This window comes from Micromonospora sp. DT233 (assembly GCF_049841815.1).
Lineage (GTDB): Bacteria > Actinomycetota > Actinomycetes > Mycobacteriales > Micromonosporaceae > Micromonospora.
In genome coordinates this window covers 50,272-67,148 of the sequence record NZ_JBNCLB010000018.1, presented here as the reverse complement: position 1 = coordinate 67,148, position 16,877 = coordinate 50,272, and the positions used below count along the sequence as shown (strand labels likewise).

23 protein-coding genes are annotated in these 16,877 nt (G+C 70.1%); 14 read left to right on the top strand and 9 right to left on the bottom strand.

Annotation, left to right across the window (positions count from 1 at the left end):
* Positions 1-19 precede the first annotated feature (19 nt).
* From ACLQ2V_RS26085 to ACLQ2V_RS26070, 4 genes are read right to left on the bottom strand one after another with little or no spacing between them, the layout of a single operon-like run.
* Positions 20-424, bottom strand: a complete 405-nt coding sequence (locus ACLQ2V_RS26085; protein ID WP_425721218.1) for a hypothetical protein — start codon at positions 422-424, stop codon at positions 20-22.
* A gap of 43 nt (positions 425-467) precedes the next feature.
* On the bottom strand, positions 468-1,055 hold the full coding sequence (locus ACLQ2V_RS26080; protein ID WP_425721217.1) for a hypothetical protein: 588 nt from the start codon (positions 1,053-1,055) through the stop codon (positions 468-470).
* Positions 1,052-1,705 carry an NADPH-dependent F420 reductase gene (locus ACLQ2V_RS26075; protein ID WP_425721216.1) on the bottom strand — a complete coding sequence of 218 codons (654 nt, stop codon included), beginning with the start codon at positions 1,703-1,705 and terminating at the stop codon, positions 1,052-1,054. The genes ACLQ2V_RS26080 and ACLQ2V_RS26075 overlap by 4 nt, the downstream gene beginning before the upstream one ends.
* Before the next feature lie 58 nt (positions 1,706-1,763).
* Positions 1,764-2,495: an SDR family oxidoreductase gene (locus ACLQ2V_RS26070; RefSeq protein ID WP_425721215.1), complete on the bottom strand. Its 732-nt coding sequence runs from the start codon at positions 2,493-2,495 to the stop codon at positions 1,764-1,766.
* A gap of 101 nt (positions 2,496-2,596) precedes the next feature.
* Here ACLQ2V_RS26070 and ACLQ2V_RS26065 point away from each other — a divergent pair, with 101 nt between their 5' ends.
* From ACLQ2V_RS26065 to ACLQ2V_RS26045, 5 genes are all read left to right on the top strand, one after another.
* Positions 2,597-3,445: a LysR family transcriptional regulator gene (locus tag ACLQ2V_RS26065; RefSeq protein ID WP_425721214.1), complete on the top strand. Its 849-nt coding sequence runs from the start codon at positions 2,597-2,599 to the stop codon at positions 3,443-3,445.
* 219 nt (positions 3,446-3,664) lie between these two features.
* The gene (locus tag ACLQ2V_RS26060) at positions 3,665-3,970 is read left to right on the top strand and encodes a DUF6403 family protein (protein WP_425721213.1); all 306 of its coding nucleotides are present in this window, start codon (positions 3,665-3,667) and stop codon (positions 3,968-3,970) included.
* The gene (locus ACLQ2V_RS26055) at positions 3,967-5,376 is read left to right on the top strand and encodes a hypothetical protein (protein WP_425721212.1); all 1,410 of its coding nucleotides are present in this window, start codon (positions 3,967-3,969) and stop codon (positions 5,374-5,376) included. Before ACLQ2V_RS26060 ends, ACLQ2V_RS26055 begins: the two co-directional genes overlap by 4 nt.
* The gene (locus ACLQ2V_RS26050) at positions 5,373-6,296 is read left to right on the top strand and encodes a hypothetical protein (protein ID WP_425721211.1); all 924 of its coding nucleotides are present in this window, start codon (positions 5,373-5,375) and stop codon (positions 6,294-6,296) included. The genes ACLQ2V_RS26055 and ACLQ2V_RS26050 overlap by 4 nt, the downstream gene beginning before the upstream one ends.
* Before the next feature lie 677 nt (positions 6,297-6,973).
* Positions 6,974-7,156, top strand: a complete 183-nt coding sequence (locus ACLQ2V_RS26045) for a hypothetical protein (protein ID WP_425721210.1) — start codon at positions 6,974-6,976, stop codon at positions 7,154-7,156.
* Between the two features lie 76 nt (positions 7,157-7,232).
* Here ACLQ2V_RS26045 and ACLQ2V_RS26040 read toward each other — a convergent pair whose 3' ends face one another.
* On the bottom strand, positions 7,233-7,787 hold the full coding sequence (locus tag ACLQ2V_RS26040) for a TIGR03086 family metal-binding protein (RefSeq protein ID WP_425721209.1): 555 nt from the start codon (positions 7,785-7,787) through the stop codon (positions 7,233-7,235).
* A 39-nt stretch (positions 7,788-7,826) separates the two neighbouring features.
* Positions 7,827-8,405 carry a hypothetical protein gene (locus tag ACLQ2V_RS26035; RefSeq protein WP_425721208.1) on the bottom strand — a complete coding sequence of 193 codons (579 nt, stop codon included), beginning with the start codon at positions 8,403-8,405 and terminating at the stop codon, positions 7,827-7,829.
* Positions 8,406-8,728: 323 nt separating this feature from the next.
* Here ACLQ2V_RS26035 and ACLQ2V_RS26030 point away from each other — a divergent pair, with 323 nt between their 5' ends.
* The 3 genes from ACLQ2V_RS26030 (at position 8,729) to ACLQ2V_RS26020 (ending at position 10,110) form a co-directional block, all read left to right on the top strand.
* On the top strand, positions 8,729-9,181 hold the full coding sequence (locus ACLQ2V_RS26030; protein ID WP_425721207.1) for a hypothetical protein: 453 nt from the start codon (positions 8,729-8,731) through the stop codon (positions 9,179-9,181).
* 393 nt (positions 9,182-9,574) lie between these two features.
* The gene (locus ACLQ2V_RS26025) at positions 9,575-9,859 is read left to right on the top strand and encodes a type II toxin-antitoxin system Phd/YefM family antitoxin (protein WP_425721206.1); all 285 of its coding nucleotides are present in this window, start codon (positions 9,575-9,577) and stop codon (positions 9,857-9,859) included.
* Complete coding sequence (locus ACLQ2V_RS26020; RefSeq protein ID WP_425721205.1) at positions 9,856-10,110, top strand: Txe/YoeB family addiction module toxin; 255 nt, start codon at positions 9,856-9,858, stop codon at positions 10,108-10,110. Before ACLQ2V_RS26025 ends, ACLQ2V_RS26020 begins: the two co-directional genes overlap by 4 nt.
* Positions 10,111-10,389: 279 nt before the next feature.
* Here ACLQ2V_RS26020 and ACLQ2V_RS26015 read toward each other — a convergent pair whose 3' ends face one another.
* Positions 10,390-10,755 (bottom strand): VOC family protein, encoded by a 366-nt coding sequence (locus tag ACLQ2V_RS26015; protein ID WP_425721204.1) that lies wholly within the window; start codon positions 10,753-10,755, stop codon positions 10,390-10,392.
* Positions 10,756-11,036: 281 nt separating this feature from the next.
* Between ACLQ2V_RS26015 and ACLQ2V_RS26010 the strand changes: the two genes are divergently transcribed.
* The 5 genes from ACLQ2V_RS26010 (at position 11,037) to ACLQ2V_RS25990 (ending at position 13,748) form a co-directional block, all read left to right on the top strand.
* The gene (locus ACLQ2V_RS26010) at positions 11,037-11,450 is read left to right on the top strand and encodes a VOC family protein (protein WP_425721203.1); all 414 of its coding nucleotides are present in this window, start codon (positions 11,037-11,039) and stop codon (positions 11,448-11,450) included.
* A 159-nt stretch (positions 11,451-11,609) separates the two neighbouring features.
* Positions 11,610-12,020, top strand: coding sequence for a DUF6188 family protein (locus ACLQ2V_RS26005; protein WP_425721202.1), 411 nt, complete (start codon positions 11,610-11,612; stop codon positions 12,018-12,020).
* Positions 12,021-12,078: 58 nt separating this feature from the next.
* Entirely contained in the window at positions 12,079-12,591 is a 513-nt protein-coding gene (locus ACLQ2V_RS26000) for a hypothetical protein (protein WP_425721201.1), read from the top strand.
* A gap of 48 nt (positions 12,592-12,639) precedes the next feature.
* Positions 12,640-13,014: a hypothetical protein gene (locus ACLQ2V_RS25995; RefSeq protein ID WP_425721200.1), complete on the top strand. Its 375-nt coding sequence runs from the start codon at positions 12,640-12,642 to the stop codon at positions 13,012-13,014.
* Between the two features lie 173 nt (positions 13,015-13,187).
* The gene (locus ACLQ2V_RS25990) at positions 13,188-13,748 is read left to right on the top strand and encodes an SMI1/KNR4 family protein (RefSeq protein ID WP_425721199.1); all 561 of its coding nucleotides are present in this window, start codon (positions 13,188-13,190) and stop codon (positions 13,746-13,748) included.
* Here ACLQ2V_RS25990 and ACLQ2V_RS25985 read toward each other — a convergent pair.
* On the bottom strand, positions 13,672-14,433 hold the full coding sequence (locus tag ACLQ2V_RS25985; protein ID WP_425721198.1) for an HAD family hydrolase: 762 nt from the start codon (positions 14,431-14,433) through the stop codon (positions 13,672-13,674). The two genes, ACLQ2V_RS25990 and ACLQ2V_RS25985, sit on opposite strands and share 77 nt — an antisense overlap.
* A 54-nt stretch (positions 14,434-14,487) precedes the next feature.
* Positions 14,488-14,712, bottom strand: coding sequence for a GntR family transcriptional regulator (locus ACLQ2V_RS25980; protein WP_425721247.1), 225 nt, complete (start codon positions 14,710-14,712; stop codon positions 14,488-14,490).
* Positions 14,713-15,056: 344 nt separating this feature from the next.
* On the opposite strand from ACLQ2V_RS25980, the gene ACLQ2V_RS25975 reads away from it, so the two are divergent.
* Entirely contained in the window at positions 15,057-16,868 is a 1,812-nt protein-coding gene (locus ACLQ2V_RS25975) for an amino acid adenylation domain-containing protein (RefSeq protein WP_425721197.1), read from the top strand.
* The last annotated feature ends 9 nt before the right edge of the window (positions 16,869-16,877 follow it).

Here is a 16,877-nt window from a genome sequence, read left to right as displayed (position 1 = left end):
CCGGGACGGGTCTGACCGGTCAGCGCCGGGACGGGTCCCGGCGGCGGCGCAACTGGTTGGCTCCGGCGCTGACCGCGGTGCTGCCGGTCGCCATCCCGACCAGCATCAGGACCCCGCCGATCACCCAGAGGCCGGAGTCGTCGCTCGTCGCCGCCCGCCACGACCAGGCGGCGGTGAACGCCACCGTCATCACCGGCACCACCAGCCAGGGGCGCAACAGCCAACCGCCGACGGCCGCGAGCGCCACCAGGGACAGCACGCACCCGACGACCTGCCAGGTGTCGTACGGGCCGCTGGTCGAGGAGGTCTCCGGGTCGAACGTGTACTCGGTGTCCCAGCCGAGCCAGGCCCACCAGACGGCGACGGTGGCCACCGCGAGGACCAACCCACCCAACAGGGCCCGCGTACGTGTCGAGGTATGCACGGTCTGATCTTCCACCACCGTCGCCCGACCGGAGGGTCTGCGGTCAGCCGGGCTGCCCCTGTGCGGTGGAGGTCCTCGTTTCGACGCTTCCCCAGGGATGCTCCCGGGCGTCCAGGGCGGCCACGGAGCGGCTCCACGCCGGGTCACCGGGGACGAGCGCGCTGCGCAGATAGGCCCAGATCAGGGCGCGTACCGCCGCGACCCGCTCGGGATCCTCGTCGGTGGTCTCGTTGGCGTCGTACCCGGAGACGCCACCGAGCATGTGCTCGCCCCCGAAGACGGTGAGCAGCGTCTTGTTCCCGCCGGGGCTGCGGTGGTAGGCGTCCGCGCGCCAGTCCTCCCGGTCGGTGAACATGGGGTTGTGGTCCTTGTCGCCGACGACGACCAGGGCCTGCCCGGTCATGGTGTCGAAGCGCGTGCCGGCGAGGTCCGGGTAGTGCTCGGCCGCGAAGCCGGCCAGGTCCGCACCGTCGCCGGGGCCGGCCATGATGACGCTGGCGACGACGCGCTCGTCGCGCCGGTCGAGCACCGTGCCGTCCGCTCGGCTGGTCACCGTCATACCGGCGAGCATGGCGGCGGTGTGCCCACCGAGAGAGTGCCCGACGGCGGATTCGGTGAAGGGGGTGCTCACAGTTCTCCTACCGAGGGGGCGGGGCGCGGCGTGGCCGTGGCCGTGGCCGTGGCCGAAAGGACAGCGATGTTGAACGTGGGGCTCTGCAACGCCCTGACGGTGGCGAAGAACAAGGGCGCGGCGTGCTCGGTGGCCAACGCGGTGCCGATGTCGCCGAGGTCGAGGATCCACTCCTGGGGCCAGCCCAGATCGGCCAGCAGCCCGTTGACCGTGCGCTTGGCCGCCGGGTCGTCGCCGCTGACGAAGACCGTCGCGTACGACAGCCGGGCCTGCGGATCCACCATGATCGTGAAGTTCATCGTGTTGAGCGCCTTGACGACCCGGGCGCGGGGAAAGCGTGCCTGCACCCGGCCTGCCACGCTGTCGCCGTAGTAGGCCATCGTCATCTGCGGTGTCAGAGCCGCCGACGGGTCCAGCACGATCTTGTCGCCGAGGACGTCCTCGCCGATCTCCTCCAGGGTGCTCAGGACGGCCGTACCGGGAAGGGCCGTGATGACCACGTCGGCGGATGCCACGGCCGCGCGTTGGCTGAGCGTGGTGGGCGTCTTGCCGGGATTTCGTGATCCGTAGACGACGTGGTGACCCGAGGACGCCAGGCCCGCCCCGAGGGCGGATCCGACCTTTCCGGTGCCGAGGACGGCGATGTTCATGAGTTTCTCCAGTTCGTGGGCATGCGGTGGACGGGCGTGGTGGGCGAGGGACCCGTCGTCACCAGGGCACCACTCCGGCGTCCTCGAAGAAGCCGCCGGTGGGGCCGCCGTCGGGCAGGGTGGCGAGACGGATGGCCGTCGCCGCCCCTTCCTTCGGGCTGCGCACGCCCCGGAAGCCGTTCAGGTCGGTGGCGACGAACCCCGGGCAGGCGGCGTTGATCAGGATGTTCGTGTCCGCCAGTTCCCGGGCGTACTGCACCGTCACGGCGTTGAGGAACGTCTTCGAGGGCGCGTAGGCCACCGCGACCGGGCCGGTGGTGGTCTCACCGTCGGGGCCCGACTGCCGGGCCAGGGAGCCGACGGTGCTGGACATGTTCACGATCCGCGGCGCGGCCGAGCGGCGCAGCAACGGCAGCATGGCGTTGGTGACGCGGACGGCCCCGAGCACGTTGGTCTCCACGACCGTCCGGATGATCGACAGGTCGACCGAGGTGGGCTGCTGCGACCAGCCGCCGGTGATCCCGGCGTTGTTGACCAGGGCGTCCAGCCGCCCGGCCCGGTTGGCGATCAGCTCGGCGGCCCCGGCGACGCTGCGGTCGTCGGTGACGTTCAGCGGCACCCCGAAGGCGTCGACGCCGGCGGCCCGCAGCCGGGTCACCGCCTCCTCACGTCGGGCGTCGTCGCGGGCGCCGACGCCGACGCTCCAGCCGAGCGCGCCCAGGCCCGCCGCGATCTCGTAGCCGATGCCCTTGTTGGCCCCGGTGACCAGGGCGATCTTCGTTTCTGTCATGTCCCGATCGTGCGTGCCGCTCCCCCGCGACACCAAGACCAAGTGGGTCACGCGCGATACCCGCAAGGTATGCCGCCGGGGCCGGACGTACGCTGGGCGGCGTGGAGAGCCGAGAGTTGCGGTACTTCGTGGCCGTCGCCGAGGAGCTGCACTTCGGTCGGGCCGCGCAGCGCCTCGGGATCGCCCAGCCGCCGCTGTCCCGAGCGATCATGCAGCTCGAACGCCGCCTGGGCACCCCGTTGCTCCAGCGCGACAGCCGGCCGGTGTCGCTCACCGAGGCCGGCGCGGTGCTGTTGCACGAGGGGCGGGCGGCGCTGGAGGCGTTGGAGGCGGCCGAGCAGCGCGCCCGGCGGGCCGCCCTCGCCGCCGTCGGTCGGCCCAGCGTCGTCCTGGCGGTCAAGGCCGGCGCCTCCAGCGAGCTGCTGGCCAAGCTGCTGCACACGTACGCCGCCGAACCGGGGTCGGCCCACGTCGACATCCTGCTGAGCGGCCCGGGAGAGCAGACCGGCCTGCTCCGCAACGGTCACGCCGACGTGGCCATCCTGCACCCGCCCATCGACGACACGACGGGCTTCGACACCGAGGAACTGCTCACCGAGGGCCAGGTGGCCGTCCTGCCGACCGGGCACCCCCTCACCACCCGTACCCAGCTGGAGCTGGCCGAGACGAGCGATCTCGCCGACCTGCCCCGGCCCCGCTGGCCCCGCCCGGACGGCAGCTACGGCGAGGGCCCCGGGCCGGAGGTGCAGAGCCACTCGCAGCTCCTGCAACTCATCGCCCTCGGCAGGACGATGATGATCGCCCCCGACTCCTGTCGGTCCCAGCTCGGCGAGGGCGTCGTCGCCGTCCCGGTCGTCGACGCCCCCCGCATCACCACCGTCATGGCGTGGCCACCCCGCAGCCGATCCCGAGCCGTCGCCGACCTCGTCCGCACCGCCACCCGCCTCTGACGGATTCCGCAGGAGTCCCACCCCCGGCTCGCCGACCCGATTCGGGCCGCGCCTCGTGGCCGCCCGGTCACCGCAGGTGGTGGCGGGCGGCCCGGGTGGCCCTGGTTGACATGATCAGCCAGACTCGGCCCGTACGTCGTCCCTGCTGGACACGGGTCCCGGCCGGGTGGGCAGGTCCGGGGCGGGCGGGGCCGGGCCCTCGGCACGAGGTGGGAGCGCATGGCACAGACCCTTCCGATCTGGTTGGCCGGCGGCCTGCTGCTGGTGGGCGCGGGCTTCGTGACGACCCTGCTGCCCCGGTGGCGGGCCCGCGACCACGCGCGCCGGACCGCCTGGTCCGCCGCGCGGGCGGAGATCGACAGTGCCGCCGTCAGCCGGGACGCCGCGGCGACCCGGGTGCCCGAGGCCGAGCGGCTGTTCGCCCGCGCCGAGCTGATCGCCGCCGGCCGGGGCGGGCCGGCGGCGGCGCGGGAGGCCGCGGAGCACGCCCGGCGGGCCGACCGGTTGTGGCGGGGGCAGGCATGAACGTTCGTCCCCGTCGCCGGGCCCTCGAGCTGCTGCGCTGGGCGTCGCTCGGCGTCGCCGTGGCGGTCCTGGTGGTCTTCCTGCACGCTCAGGGGCAGAGCTTCGACGTCAGCTACGGTCGGTCACCGTCGTCCTCGGCGGGGGTCGCGCAGGGCTCGGCCGGCGAGTCGAGCGCCACCACCGTGCCGTCGGTGGAGGAGATGGCCGCACAGTTGGCGGCCAACCGGGTGGTCCGGCTGCCCGGCTCGATCGCCTCGTGGAACGAGCAGCGGGTCCGGGAGGTCATCGGCAGCGAGGACTACCGCATCCTGGTCGCGCCGCCCGGCCTGGACGAGGAGGAACGCCTGCGGGTCCAGGGGGTGGAGCAACAGCTCCGGGAGCGGGGCGTGAGGAACAGCACCACCATCAAGGTCGTCGGCACCGAGGTCAGCGGCGTCCTCTTCCGGGCCGTCCCCGACGACCTGCCGAGCTGGCGGGCCCAGTTCGCCGCCGGCGACGTGACGGGGCCGCTGCTGACCCTCATCACCGCGTTGCAGGACCGCCCCGCCCCGTCCGACCCCGACGAGTTGAGCTGGCGCGAGCCGACCGCCCGGGAGTTGGCCGTCGTCGCCGCCGACCTGCGATCGACCGGGCTGCACCGGGCGGTCGGGGCCACCCTGACCGACGTGCCCGTCAAGACCGCGAAGGAAGCCTTCCCGGACGGCGCCTGGTTCGCCGCCTTCCCCCAGCAGCGCGACCGCGCACCGCTGCCCCGGTACGGCCCGGCGCTGGCCAGGCTCTTCCCCGACAAGCCGATCGTGGTGATGCACGGGCTCTGGATCGAGTACCACGGCCCGGGGCAGGCGGACTTCGCCGAGCTGGTCGGGGCGAGCTTCTACGGCCAGTTCAGCGGCGTGCTCGGCCGGACCGACTACCCGCAGCGCAACGTGCTGGGCGTCTACCTGGACCGGGTCATCGACGTCCGCTACTCGGGGGTGTTCGACCGGCCGTTGCCGTACCGGCCGGCCGACCCGCTGCGGGTGGCGCTGCCGGCGCTGCCGTGGGTCTTCGCGGTGTGCGTGGCGGCTTTCCTGGCCCTGTCGGTCCGGTCGCTGCGCCGCGCCGAGGGCGGCCTGCGGGGCCGCATCGCCGGTGGCGCGCACCTCGGTGGCGCGCCGGCCCGACTGGCCGGGCTCACCGCCCTCGCCGTGGAGATGTCCCTGCTGACCGACGTGCGCAGCGACCCGGCGCTGACCCGGGGCATCGTCCGGTTGCAGGCGGCCCGCGAGGCGCTCGGCCAGGACCTGCCGGACCGGCACGTCCACACGCTGCTGACCGAGGCGACGGGCGAGTTGGACGACGCCGCCCGCACGCTGGGCATCCCCGGCTACCGGCCGGAGAACTATCTGCAGGGCAGGCTGACATGAGACGACGTTGGCTCAGCGACCTGTTGGGCACGCCCTTCGGCCTCGCGGTCGTGGGCTGCGCGATCCTGGCCGGCTGGGCGCTGTGGAGCGGCGGGCTGTTGGACGGGCCGATCGCCCGCCAGGTCCGCACCTCGTCGGTCTACGCCGCGCCCGGCGTCGACCTGGACCGGGCCGCAGCGGAGAGGGTCATCGGCAACCGCCGGCTGGTGGTGATCATGCTGGCCCCGGGGGCGGAGCTCGGCGACGCCTGCGACCGGGTCAAGCGCGCCGCAGACGGGACGCTGGTGCTGGTGATGGCCCGCGACGGGGAGGACTGGGACAAGTACGGCTGCGCGCTGCTGCCCGAGCGCGACAAGAAGAACTTCGGCCGGGCCGCCGTCGCGGAGACGACCATCGGCCAGGGCACCGACACCTTCATCGACCGTCCCCTGGAGGCGGTGAAGGTCGTCGCCGTCAACTACGACCGGCTGGTGAGCTCCGACATCGTGCCCGACGGCTCCCGTACCGTCAGCCCTTCCCTGCCCCGGTACCTGCTCGCCGGCGCGGCGCTCACGGCCGTCGTCGCCGGGGCGGCGGCGCTCTACGTCGCGGGCCGCCGGGCCGGCCGGCTCGCGGCGGCCCAGCGTGCCCGCCGCGACGAGCGGGCCGACGACCGCACCGCGCTCGGCGCCGCCACCGCCGTGCTGGCCCAACAGATCATCGACCTGGAGCCGCGGTACGCCGTGGCCGCCGACACGCGCAAGGTCAGGACCAAGGCCGACCGGGAGTTCTGCCACCTGTACCTGCGGCTGACCTCCGACTACGCGGCGCTGGTCGACGGCATCACGGCCTTGGACGGCGACGACGAGGCGGCCGTACGCGAACTCACCGAGCGGGTGAACGCGCTGATCCAGCGGGCCGTCCGCCTTCCCACGACGTAGCTGTCGGGGGCGGGCGGCCCTGCCCGGCGCAGGGCCGCTCCGCGCTGAACAGGTTTCCTTCCGTCCCTCAGTAGCTGCTGCTCCCGCCGCCGCCAGAGTCGCCGCCGCTGCTCCCACCGCCGCTGTAGCCACCGCCGCCGGAGTCGCCTCCGCTGTAGCCACCGCCGGAGTCGCCGCCGCCGGAGTGGCCCCCACCGCCGTGGTGCCCGCCGCCGTCGCCAGCGGATGATTCGGGAGGCAGGATCGGGACGACGTAGCCGAAGGTCGTGTCCTGCGACGATGTGCCGGACCCAGAGTCCGAGGGCCGGTTGCCGGCCCGATCCGCGCCTGAGTGCGGCGGCACCGGCCGGCGACGGGAATTCCGGTCGGCCCTCGCCCGCGACCGGTCGGCCGCCCAGAACAGCAGGAGGGTCACCGTCATCGCGACGAGCACCGCAACCAGAAGGACAACGGGGCGATTCATCGGGTGGCCTCCCGTGGCTGGGGCGGGGTGACGTTCGGCCTAGGCCACGGTAGACCCGGCAATCCAGTGCCCGGCGGGGACGCCGACGGCAGCCTGAACCCGCCTCGCCTCCGGCCCGGTCGGTGGGGGTCAGCTCGGCGGCTGCGGGGTGCTCCAGAGGGCGTGGGCGGTGCCCTGGGCGAGGTGCTCCTCGTACGTGCGGACCTTGTTGTCGATGAGCGCCAGGCCCTCGGTCAGTTCGGCGATCCGCCGGATGGCCGCCAGCGGCGTCGGCGGTGTCTACTGCGAGGACTGCGCGATCGTCGAGGAGCCCGGTGGGGCCGATCTCGCCGACGCCGCCCGGCTGTGGAGGCTGTCTGCCGAGCTCACCGGAGTGGACGCCTTCGCCACGTCCTGACCGGCCCCGCCCGGACCCGGTCCTGATTCCAGGCCTGATTCCGGACCCGACCGGTACCCGGCCTGGTTCCGGGGCCTCAGACCGGGCGGCCGATGAAGGCGAGCAGGCGGGTCTGCGCGTCGGCGTCCTCGGCCACCTCGGCCCGTGGCCCGTACTGCCCGCTCCCCCGGAGCACGTCGTCCATCGGCAGCATCCCCGCGAGGAGCTGGGCACACCGGTCGGGGTCGAGTCGCTCGTCCTGCCCGGTGGCGCGGGCCAGGTCCCAGGTGTGCAGGAAGACGTCGGGGACGTAGACCATGCCGATCGCCTGATCGACCGGCATCTCCCCGACGTGCGGATTCGCCAGCATTTGGCCGCTCGTCGCGGGATCGTCGAGCAGTGCCTGCACGCCGTCGCTGTGCGCCACCCAGGCGGCCAGCGGATCCTCGTCCACCGTCGGCCCCTTCGGCAGCTCGATGCCCGCGCCGGCGCTCAGGAACGCCGGGAGCCACTCGGTCAGGTGGCGCACCACGTCCAGGGCCACCCAGCCCTCGCAGGGGGCAGGGTTGTCCCAGTCGGCCGGGGCGACGCCGCGCACCCGTTCGGCGAACGCCTTGGCGACGGCGCGGTGGTCGTCTGCCACGTTGGTCATGTTCGGCAAGCTCCTACTCCCCCGCACGCTGGCGGCGGCTCAGTCCTGGTCGGTGATGTTGACGATCACGCCCTGGTCGGCGCACGCCGTTTGCAGCCCCGCGAGGTGGGTGCCCATCGGCCCGATGAACGCCAATGCCGCCGAGCTCTGGCCCTCGGGAAGCTGCTCGATCTGCCAGCCGATGTCCACGAGCCCGGTGCCATGTTCGCGGATCTTGTCGTGTCGGGAATCCTCGAAGACCTTCCGCAACTGCCGGTACTGGGCCTCGGTGACCAATTTGTTCTCCGGCGATTTGTCACGACCATCGGGGGACTTGCCGTCGCGCATCGCCTCACAGGCGGCCACTCCCGAGTCCTTTCTGAGGTAGCCGTCCCAGACGACGAAGCCGAGGGTGCCGACCGCGAGGACGCCGACGATCGCGGCGGCGGAAATGATGATGGCCTTGCGGTTCGGCTGGGGTGGGACGGTGCTCCCGCCGGGCTGCGCCGGGTAGGGCTGCCCGCCGGGTGCCGCCCACGGCTGCTGCGGCGGCTGGTCGCCGGGGTTTGCCCAGGGCTGCTGCGGCGGGCCGGCCGGGCCGGGGTTGTTGGCGTCGGCGGGGTGCTGCGGGTCGGTCAAGGGACTCTCCTAGCTCGGTGACGAACCGGTCCATGGTGGTGGTTGGGGCGGATTTGGGCAGGCCGTTGTCAGGTAGCCGACTGCGGTTCTGACCGCGCGGGCAGACCCGGGAAACGAAAGGGCCGACATGGGCAGCGATCGGCGCGTCTGGCTCTCGTCGGAAAAAGCCGTCGCCGGCTTCTCTTCTTCCGGGCGTAGACGACGACCTTCGCCCACCGACTCATCCGTACGCAGGCGGGCCGGCAGCCGGTGCAGCGGGCGGCGCCAGGCGCGCGGCGACGACGTGCAGCAATCGCAGGTCTCGTAGGGTTCAGGGATGGACGGTGCTGGCACCGGTGACCAACCGGGGCGAGGTGATCGGCTTGCTGGAGATGACCCTGCCGGACGAGCCTGCTCCGCAGGTGTTGCAGGACATCAGCAATATCGCTCACGCGCTGTCGTTCGTGGTGATCGCCAACCGGCGGCACACCGATCTGTTCGAGTCGGGGCAGCGCACGACCCCGTTCTCCCTCTCCGCGGAGATCCAGCGCCGCCTGCTCCCCTCCGCCTTCACGTGCGAGGCCAGCTCGTTCATCCTGTCCGGCTGGCTGGAGCCGGCCGCGACGATCGGCGGGGACACCTTCGACTACAGCTTGGCCCGCGACGTGCTGCACTTCAGCGTGACCGATGCGATGGGCCACGGGGTGGCCAGCTCGCTGACGGCCACGCTCGGGGTGGGCAGCCTGCGCAACAGCCGCCGCCAGGGCGACGGTCAACCGGTACGAGGCGCAGCATGAAGGGTGAGCGGACGGCCTTCTGAGGGCGTGAACGTGCATCTACGTAATGTCACGAGCCTCGGTCAAGGCGTGCGCAACGACGACGAGTTTGGTGTTCGTCTACTGCTGGCCTGGGCCAGGGCGCCGATGCGCCCGGCTACATCGCGCCGACGTCTCCGCCTCCCGTACTGGCTGCGCCGGACAAGGAGCGAGCTCGATCGGTGCATGCTCGCCGACCACGACCCTGCCGCCGAGGTGGACCAGGTGCCGCCCGCACCCGTACGTCGGCTCCAAGGCGAAGCCGTATCCCCAGCCGGGCCGACGACCGCATCTCCGCCAAAGCCAGAGGTCGGACGATCTGACGCGCAGCCCGGTAGCTTGTACAATTTATTGTACGTAACGTTGGGAGGCAGCATGCGTACCGTTCCCTACTCGGAAGTGCGACAGAACCTGGCCAAGATGCTCGACCATGTTGTGGACGACGCCGAGGAAGTGGTGGTCACCCGCTCGGGCCGGGAGGCTGCGGTCATCATCTCGCTGCGCGAGTACGAGTCGTTGAAGGAGACGGCCTACCTGATGGCCAGCCCTGCCAACGCGCGCCGTCTGAATGAAGCCGTCGAAGAGCTGCGCAACGGGGGTGGGGAGATGCACGACCTGGTCGACCCCGACGCCAGTTCAGGCGAGGCGCCGGCAGCATGAAGGTCCAGTTCGCCGGACGAGGCTGGGAAGACTACCTGACCTGGCAACGAGACCGCCAGATGCTGAAACGAGTGAACGCCTTGATCGAGGACATCCGACGCAACGGCCACCAAGGAATCGGCAAACCGGAGCAACTCCGCGGTAACTGGGCGGGCTTCTGGTCGAGGCGCATCGATCATGAACACCGCCTCGTATACCGGATCATGGACGACACAGTGCAGATTGCGCAGTGCCGCTACCACTACGAATGAGGCAGTCCTCGCCGGTGACCATTACGCCCGCCGATTGCGCAGTCACCGGCGAAAGTCCGCTCCCGGCGACGAGCCGGGACGTGGTATCGGGGCGGGGACCGACCAGGCCACCTCAATGAAGGGCGGCTCCGGTCAGGGCTGCGGCCGGGTCAGGATCGCAGCGCGTGGCCGATGATGGCGCGGCCCCACCCGACATGAACCTCATGCGGGACGGACACGAACCGCTCCTTTACCAGCGCCCGAGTCTGCTCCACGTCGATGGCACTCTGACGCTGGCGATCACTGGGGTGACATCACTTCCCACAGGTTCCCGGCTTCATCTTGAAAGAACACACCCCGAGGCACCAACGGGTGGTCGGTGCGACCGTTGTCGGGCTGCTGGGGGTCGTTGCCGTACGGGACGCCCCGACTTTGCAGCCCGGCCAGGATCTGGTCGAAGCTCTCCGGGTCGACGTCGAAGGCGAGGTGGTGCCCGAGGGCATCCGGCATGGTCAGGAAATCCAGCGTGAGCTGTTCGTTGACCTGGACAGGGGCGAAATGACGGTTAAGCCCGTGATACGGCAGCCCCATGATTTCGGCGAAGAAGCGCGCCTCTCGCTCGTTGTCGCGCGCCGGAATGATCGTGTGATTCAGGGTGATCGTCACGTGGGCTCCTTCTCGTCGGTGAGCATCGCCGGTCGTGCTGGCTCAGCAGCGCAGGCTTTCGCCCTTCGGGGCTACCGCCCGTGTGGCCGTCGAGAGTAGACGGCCCTACCGCTCAGCCACACAATTCCCCGCACCGACATCCCGGGGGGATGCGCGGCCACCCGGAGCTTGGGTCGGCTCGCGGCAGTTCGGCACCGGGCTCGAGCGGCCGGTGCATGTGGTGCGGGCTGTCGACCAGGGGCGTGGCCTTCAGCCGCCTGGTCCTGTGGCACGATCGCGGGATGCTGCGACTCACCGATTTCATCATCGATTGCCCGGACACGATGAAGCTGGCAGCCTTCTACGCCGAGGTGACGGGCCGCCCGGTCAGGGAGGGCAGCGACGAGAACTGGGCCGGCATCAAGTTCGGCGAGATCGAGCTGGCCTTCACCCCAGTGGAGGACTACCGAGCCCCGCAGTGGCCCGACGGTGAGCACCCCAAGCAGTTCCACCTCGACTTCGAAGTCGACGACATCGAGGCGGAGCAGAGCCGCGTCCTGGCCCTCGGCGCGACCCTGAAGCGGGACGAAGTGGGGCCCAACGGCTACGGCTTCCGCGTCTACACCGACCCCGTCGGCCATCCCTTCTGTCTCTGCCGCAACGAGGGCGTCGTCTGGACCGACCAGGGCCTCATCTGGCCCAACAAGGCCGAGTGAGCCGTTAGCGCCTGGCTCGAAGTCGTTCACCGCCACTCGTTGACGGGTCGGGCTTCGCGAGCCTGTCGGTAGTGGTCGGCTGCGGCGGGGTCATCGCCGAACGCACCGATGACCCCGCCGCAGCAGAGCACGTTGACACCGTCTGGCAGTGTCCTGACCGTGAACGGACGGACGGGCCTGATCGAGTCGGAAGACCGCTGGCTGCTGCCCTATCGCGACATGCAGGTAATCCAGATTCGGGTCAGCTGTCAGCTGACACTGGTCCTCGACGGGGCTCAGGTGGAGCTGGAGAACGAAGCCGTGCTCACCGATGGTCCGTTGACCGCTCCGGGCGTGGTGCCGGTTCGTCTGGATCCCGCGTGCCAAGACGTCGTACCTGCTCTATCGCTCTTCGGCGCGAAGATCCGCTCTGCGGTCGCGTTCAAGACGGGAGCACTGTGGCTGGTGTTCGACACCGGAGCGCACCTGAACGTGAACCCTGATCCCCAGTACGAAGCTTGGAATGCGCGAGGACCGGGAGACCTCTGCCTGGTCTGCCAGCCTGGCGGGGCCATAGCGGTCTGGACATGAGCGGAGTGCCGAGTTCGTTGGTTCGGATGCATCAGGTGCCCCCTCCGAGGCGACGCCGATGACCGCCCCGCTGCCGTCCGTGTGGCTGCTCGACGTGGACGGCGTTCTCAACGCCTCACGCCCCGGCTGGGGCGGGCCACCCCGCAGAAGCGGATGCTGGTCCAGCGTCGACAACTACGAGTACACGATGCGGTGGGCACCCGCGCTGATCGAACGCATCCGCAACCTGAACAGGAGCGGGGCCGTGGAACTGCGCTGGTGCAGCACCTGGTGCGCCGACGCCACTGCACTCGAACGCCTCTGGGCGCTTCCTCCTTTGAAGCGGGCGTTCGCCGACCCGGTGCGGGGCGATGCGGCGTCCGCAGCGAAGCTGGCCGCCGCACGGAAGGTGCTCGCCGACGACCGCCGGCTGATCTGGACCGACGACACCGAAGTCCCCCTCGACGGAGACGTACACGACGAGTTGGTGGCGGCCGGTCGGGCGCTGCTGATCCGCCCGCGTGGCAGCACCGGTTTGCAGCCCGAGCACATGGACCGCATCGAGGCGTTCGCCCGAAGCGAGGCGCCGTGACAACCGGCCAACGTAGGAATGTGGACGCGAATCTCTGGAGGAATGCGCATGCCCCTGAGCAAGCACTTCGGCTGGCAAGTCGGGGACAACGTGTCCAGCTCCTGGCGACCGGGCAGTAAGGTCCGGTACACCGAACTGATGTGCGAGACCCTGCCGGTTGTGCGGGGCATCCTGATCGCCGCAGCCCGCCGTCAGCAGACCATCACATACGGCGAATTGGCGATTGCGGTTGATCGCCGGTACCACAACTTGCAGTTCGGGGACCTACTCGACGTGCTCAGCCAAGATTGCGAGGACTTCAACGAGCCGTCGCTGGCCGCGCTCGTGGTCAACCAGAGGACTGGCCTACCCGGTGGGGCGTTCATCGGTGACGCAGTGGCCGGCAAGCAGGACTGCTTCCGCTACTGGGAACAACAGGGCTGAATGCCCGCTGACTGCCGCCGCCCATCGACCCCTTGCGGACTAGATGCGGGCTGCACGGTCAGCCGGCGGTCTTGGCAGTACGGATGGCTGGGCTGACGAGCCGCAGCCGGCTGGTAGAGCCGAGGCACCGGGCTGGTCTTCTGGGAGCGGCGGCGGGTGGTATCCATGGCCGCATGAATACCGGCCACGCTGGCTCTGAAGACCTTGCTGCGCTCCGGGCGGCTTTGTACGTCGATGACGGTGGCGAGTCCGCCCTGGGCTGGGAAGCCGTGCGCGCTTTCGAGGCGGAGCACGGCATCGTCCTGCCTGACCCCTACCGAACGTTCGTCGCGGAGATAACCGACGGGTCGTACTCCGGACCGCCGGAGTACGGGCTTGTCGGGTTGGCAGAGCTGCCCGACGACTGGGGCGCCGACCGGCCGGAACGCGTTTTGAGTCGGCCCTTCCCGCTGACCTCCCCCTGGTTGTGGGAGGAGGACCCGAGGGCGTGGGAAGAGATCAGCCCGCTCATTGAGCAGGTCTACAACGACGGGTCAATCGTGTTGGGCACCGACGGATGCGGGATGTACTGGCACCTCATCGTCACCGGGCCGCATCGAGGGCATGTCTGGAACATCAGCGGCGAGGGCGCTACTCCGTTCGGAGCGGAGTTCGGGTTCACCACGGCGGACTCGGGATTCGCTGGATGGGTCCTGCACTGGGCCGCGAACAAGCCATGGTTCGACGCTGAGTGAGGCGCGTAGGTCGCGGCTCTCGAAGTATGGCGGGCAGGTCGCCCAGGGTAGCGAAAGCCGGCCCGACCCAGCCCGGATCGGTGTCGTTGTGCTCCGTGGTCCGGAAGACGGTCATACCCACCGCCGCCGCCCCGGCCAGCTCACCATCTGCGCCGTCGCCGACGAAGACACACTCCGCCGGCTCAACCCCCAGCCGCTCGGCAGCAAGGTGATAGATCGCCGGGTCGGGCTTGGCCAGCCCGACCTCGCAGGAGAAGATCGCGACATCGAACCGTCGGGCGAGCCGACTCTGCGGCCACAGCTCGGCAGTGTCCGAGGTGGCGTTGCTGATGAGGGCCAGCGGATGCCCGTCACCGCGTAGCGCGTCGAGCACGTCCAGGGTGCCGGTCGAGACCCTGTCCAGCACTCGGCATGCAAGGGCTCGCCGCTGCTCACCGGCCTTTGTCACCTCTTCGTTCGTTGGCGTGCCGCCGAGGCGTCCGGCGAGGATGCGGATGGTCTCCTCCACGTCCCACCGGATCAGCCGTTCCCGCCAGCTGGCGTGGTACGCGGCGACCAGCTCGGCCGGAGCTACGCCGACGATGACCGCCATCTCGCCCACTACCCGGTCACGCTCCTCGTCGGCCCCGTGGATCAAGGTGTGGAAGAGATCGAAGATCACTGGCTGAGGCATCTTCAGCATCATACGGAGATCATCACCGTTGTCACCTTTCGTGCCATCCGCGGACGTGACCTCCGACTACCCCTGGCCCGCTACGTACACACCGCGCCCCGGCTGCCCTACGACCAGGTCGCGGTCATGCAGAAGCGAGACCGCGCGGTACGCGGTGGCAATGCTGACGCCGAACTGGTCGGCAAGCTCACTCGTGCTGGGGAGCTTCGCCCCTGGCGCGAGTTCACCGCTCTTGATCTTCTTGGTCAGTTCGTCGGCGATACGTCGATATTCAGCAGGTGCAGAGGGCATGGCTTCGTTCCCTTGGTTCACGCCGTAGTTCTCCGCGTGGATCCGCTCGATCATCGCGGTCAGTTCCTCGTCGCGCCCCTCGCGGCCGGCTGGGCGACTGGTGGCGATGCACCCCGAGCGCGCCGTTCACGGCGACATCGGCATACCGAACCACCGATGCCGATAAGCGAGCCGGCCATTACGTCCACGAATGCGAGTGAACTTCTGGTCAGCGGTTGTGACAGTGATAGGCATGTGTTTCAATGGCCCGACGATATCCAGCAGGCAGCCGCGCCGATGGGCGACAGGCTGCGCGTACGCACCCACGGCGGGGCGGGCGTATCGCCGCCAAGGGAGACGATGTCATGAGCCACCTGCCGGAGTCACCGGCGACGGATGCGGCGCGCCAGAGCGTACCCGTCCCTGCGGACGGCCACCCGGGCCGGCGATCTCCGGCGACCTCGGTCGTTCGCAACCACGTCGGTCAATACTCGGTCTGGCCGACGGAGCACAAGCTGCCAGGAGGCTGGCAGAAGGTCGGCCCGCAGGGAACCGAGAGCGACTGCCTCGCGTGGATCCGAGACGAATGGACCGACCTGCGCCCCCACCCCACTCATCGGCGGGCGGCTCCGCAGAGCGCGTGGCGGCTGATCGCCGCGCACGCAGAGTCTTCCGGAGACCGGGTCGCGATAGATTTCGACGGAGTCGAGACGACCTATCGGGAGCTCATGGCCCAGGCGACCCGGGCCGCAGCCGTCATGAGCCCTCTGCTCGACCGCGAAGGGCTTGTCGGCGTGCTGCTGCCGAACTCGACCGCTGCGGTCGTCGCCATGCTCGCCGCGATGATGACCGGCGGCGCCTACGTTCCGTTGGATTCCCATTTTCCGAGGGAGCGGCTGAGCGCGATCGTCGCCGATGCGGGGATCGACCTCATCGTCACCGACGAGCGGGGGGCGGACGAGCACCGCGGGCTGGCCCCCCAAGTGCTCGACATCGGCGCCATCATCTCAGCGGACTCCTGCGGTTGGGCACCGCCGAGTGACGCGGGCGATCCGGACACCCTCGCCTGCGTCTACTACACCTCGGGTTCGACGGGCACCCCGCGCGGGGTGATGATGTCACACGGCGCGCTTTCCGCCTATGTGGCGAACCTGGTCACCGACTGGAGCATTGGGCCGGGCGACCGATTCCTGCAATTTTCCTCGCTCATCTGGGCCACCAGCGGAGAGGAGATCTTCACCTGTCTGTCGGGCGGCTCGACGCTCGTCATCGACACCGCGTCAAGGTCGGGCACCGCCTGGGAGTTCCTGGCGATGGCCGCCGACCGGCAGTTGACGATCGCAGACCTACCCACGGTGTTCTGGCGAGAGCTGGCGTACGGGCTCGCCGACGGCATCGGCATGCTGCCGCCCTCCCTCCGGCTCGTCGTCATCGGTGGCGACAACCTCGACCGGGCATCGGCCGAGCTGTGGCGGGCGCACACGTCGGAAGCGGTCCGTCTGGTGAACACCTACGGATCTACGGAGTTCGGGCTCGCGCTTCAGGCCGAGGTCGGTGCGAAAGCCACCGAGGCCGGCCTGACAGCGATTGGCCGTCCGCTGCCCGGCGTCGCGGCCTATGTCGACGGAATGCCGATCGATGCGCTTCCTGCCGGAACCACGGGAGAGCTCGCCATCGGCGGCCACACCGTCGCCCGTGGCTACCTGGGGGACAGCGCCTTGACGGCTGAGCGTTTCCGCCCCGATCCACAGGGGCCGGCGGAGGGAGGGCGCTGTTTCCGGACCAGGGACCTGGTGGAGGTCGGGGCCGACGGAGAGTTGCTGTTTGTCGGCCGCGCCGACCGTCAGGTCAAGGTGCGGGGAAGCCGGGTAGACCTCACTGAGATCGAGGCCGCCCTTGAAGGAGCGTCGTCGGTGCTGCGTGCGGTGGCAGTGCCGATCACCTCCGCTGATGGCCAGACCGAGCTGTTCGCCCTGGTGTCCGGAGTGCCCGGAGCCGCCGTCGACGCCGGTGAGCTGCGCAAGCATGTCGCCCACCTACTGCCGACGTACGCTCGGCCGAACAAGATCTTCGTCGTGGAGTCTCTGCGACTACTACCCAGCGGCAAGAAGGACCTCCAGGGTGCCCGTCAGCAGGTCATCGCCCTGCGAGGGGTGTCGCTCAAGCAGGGAGATTAGACCCTCGAG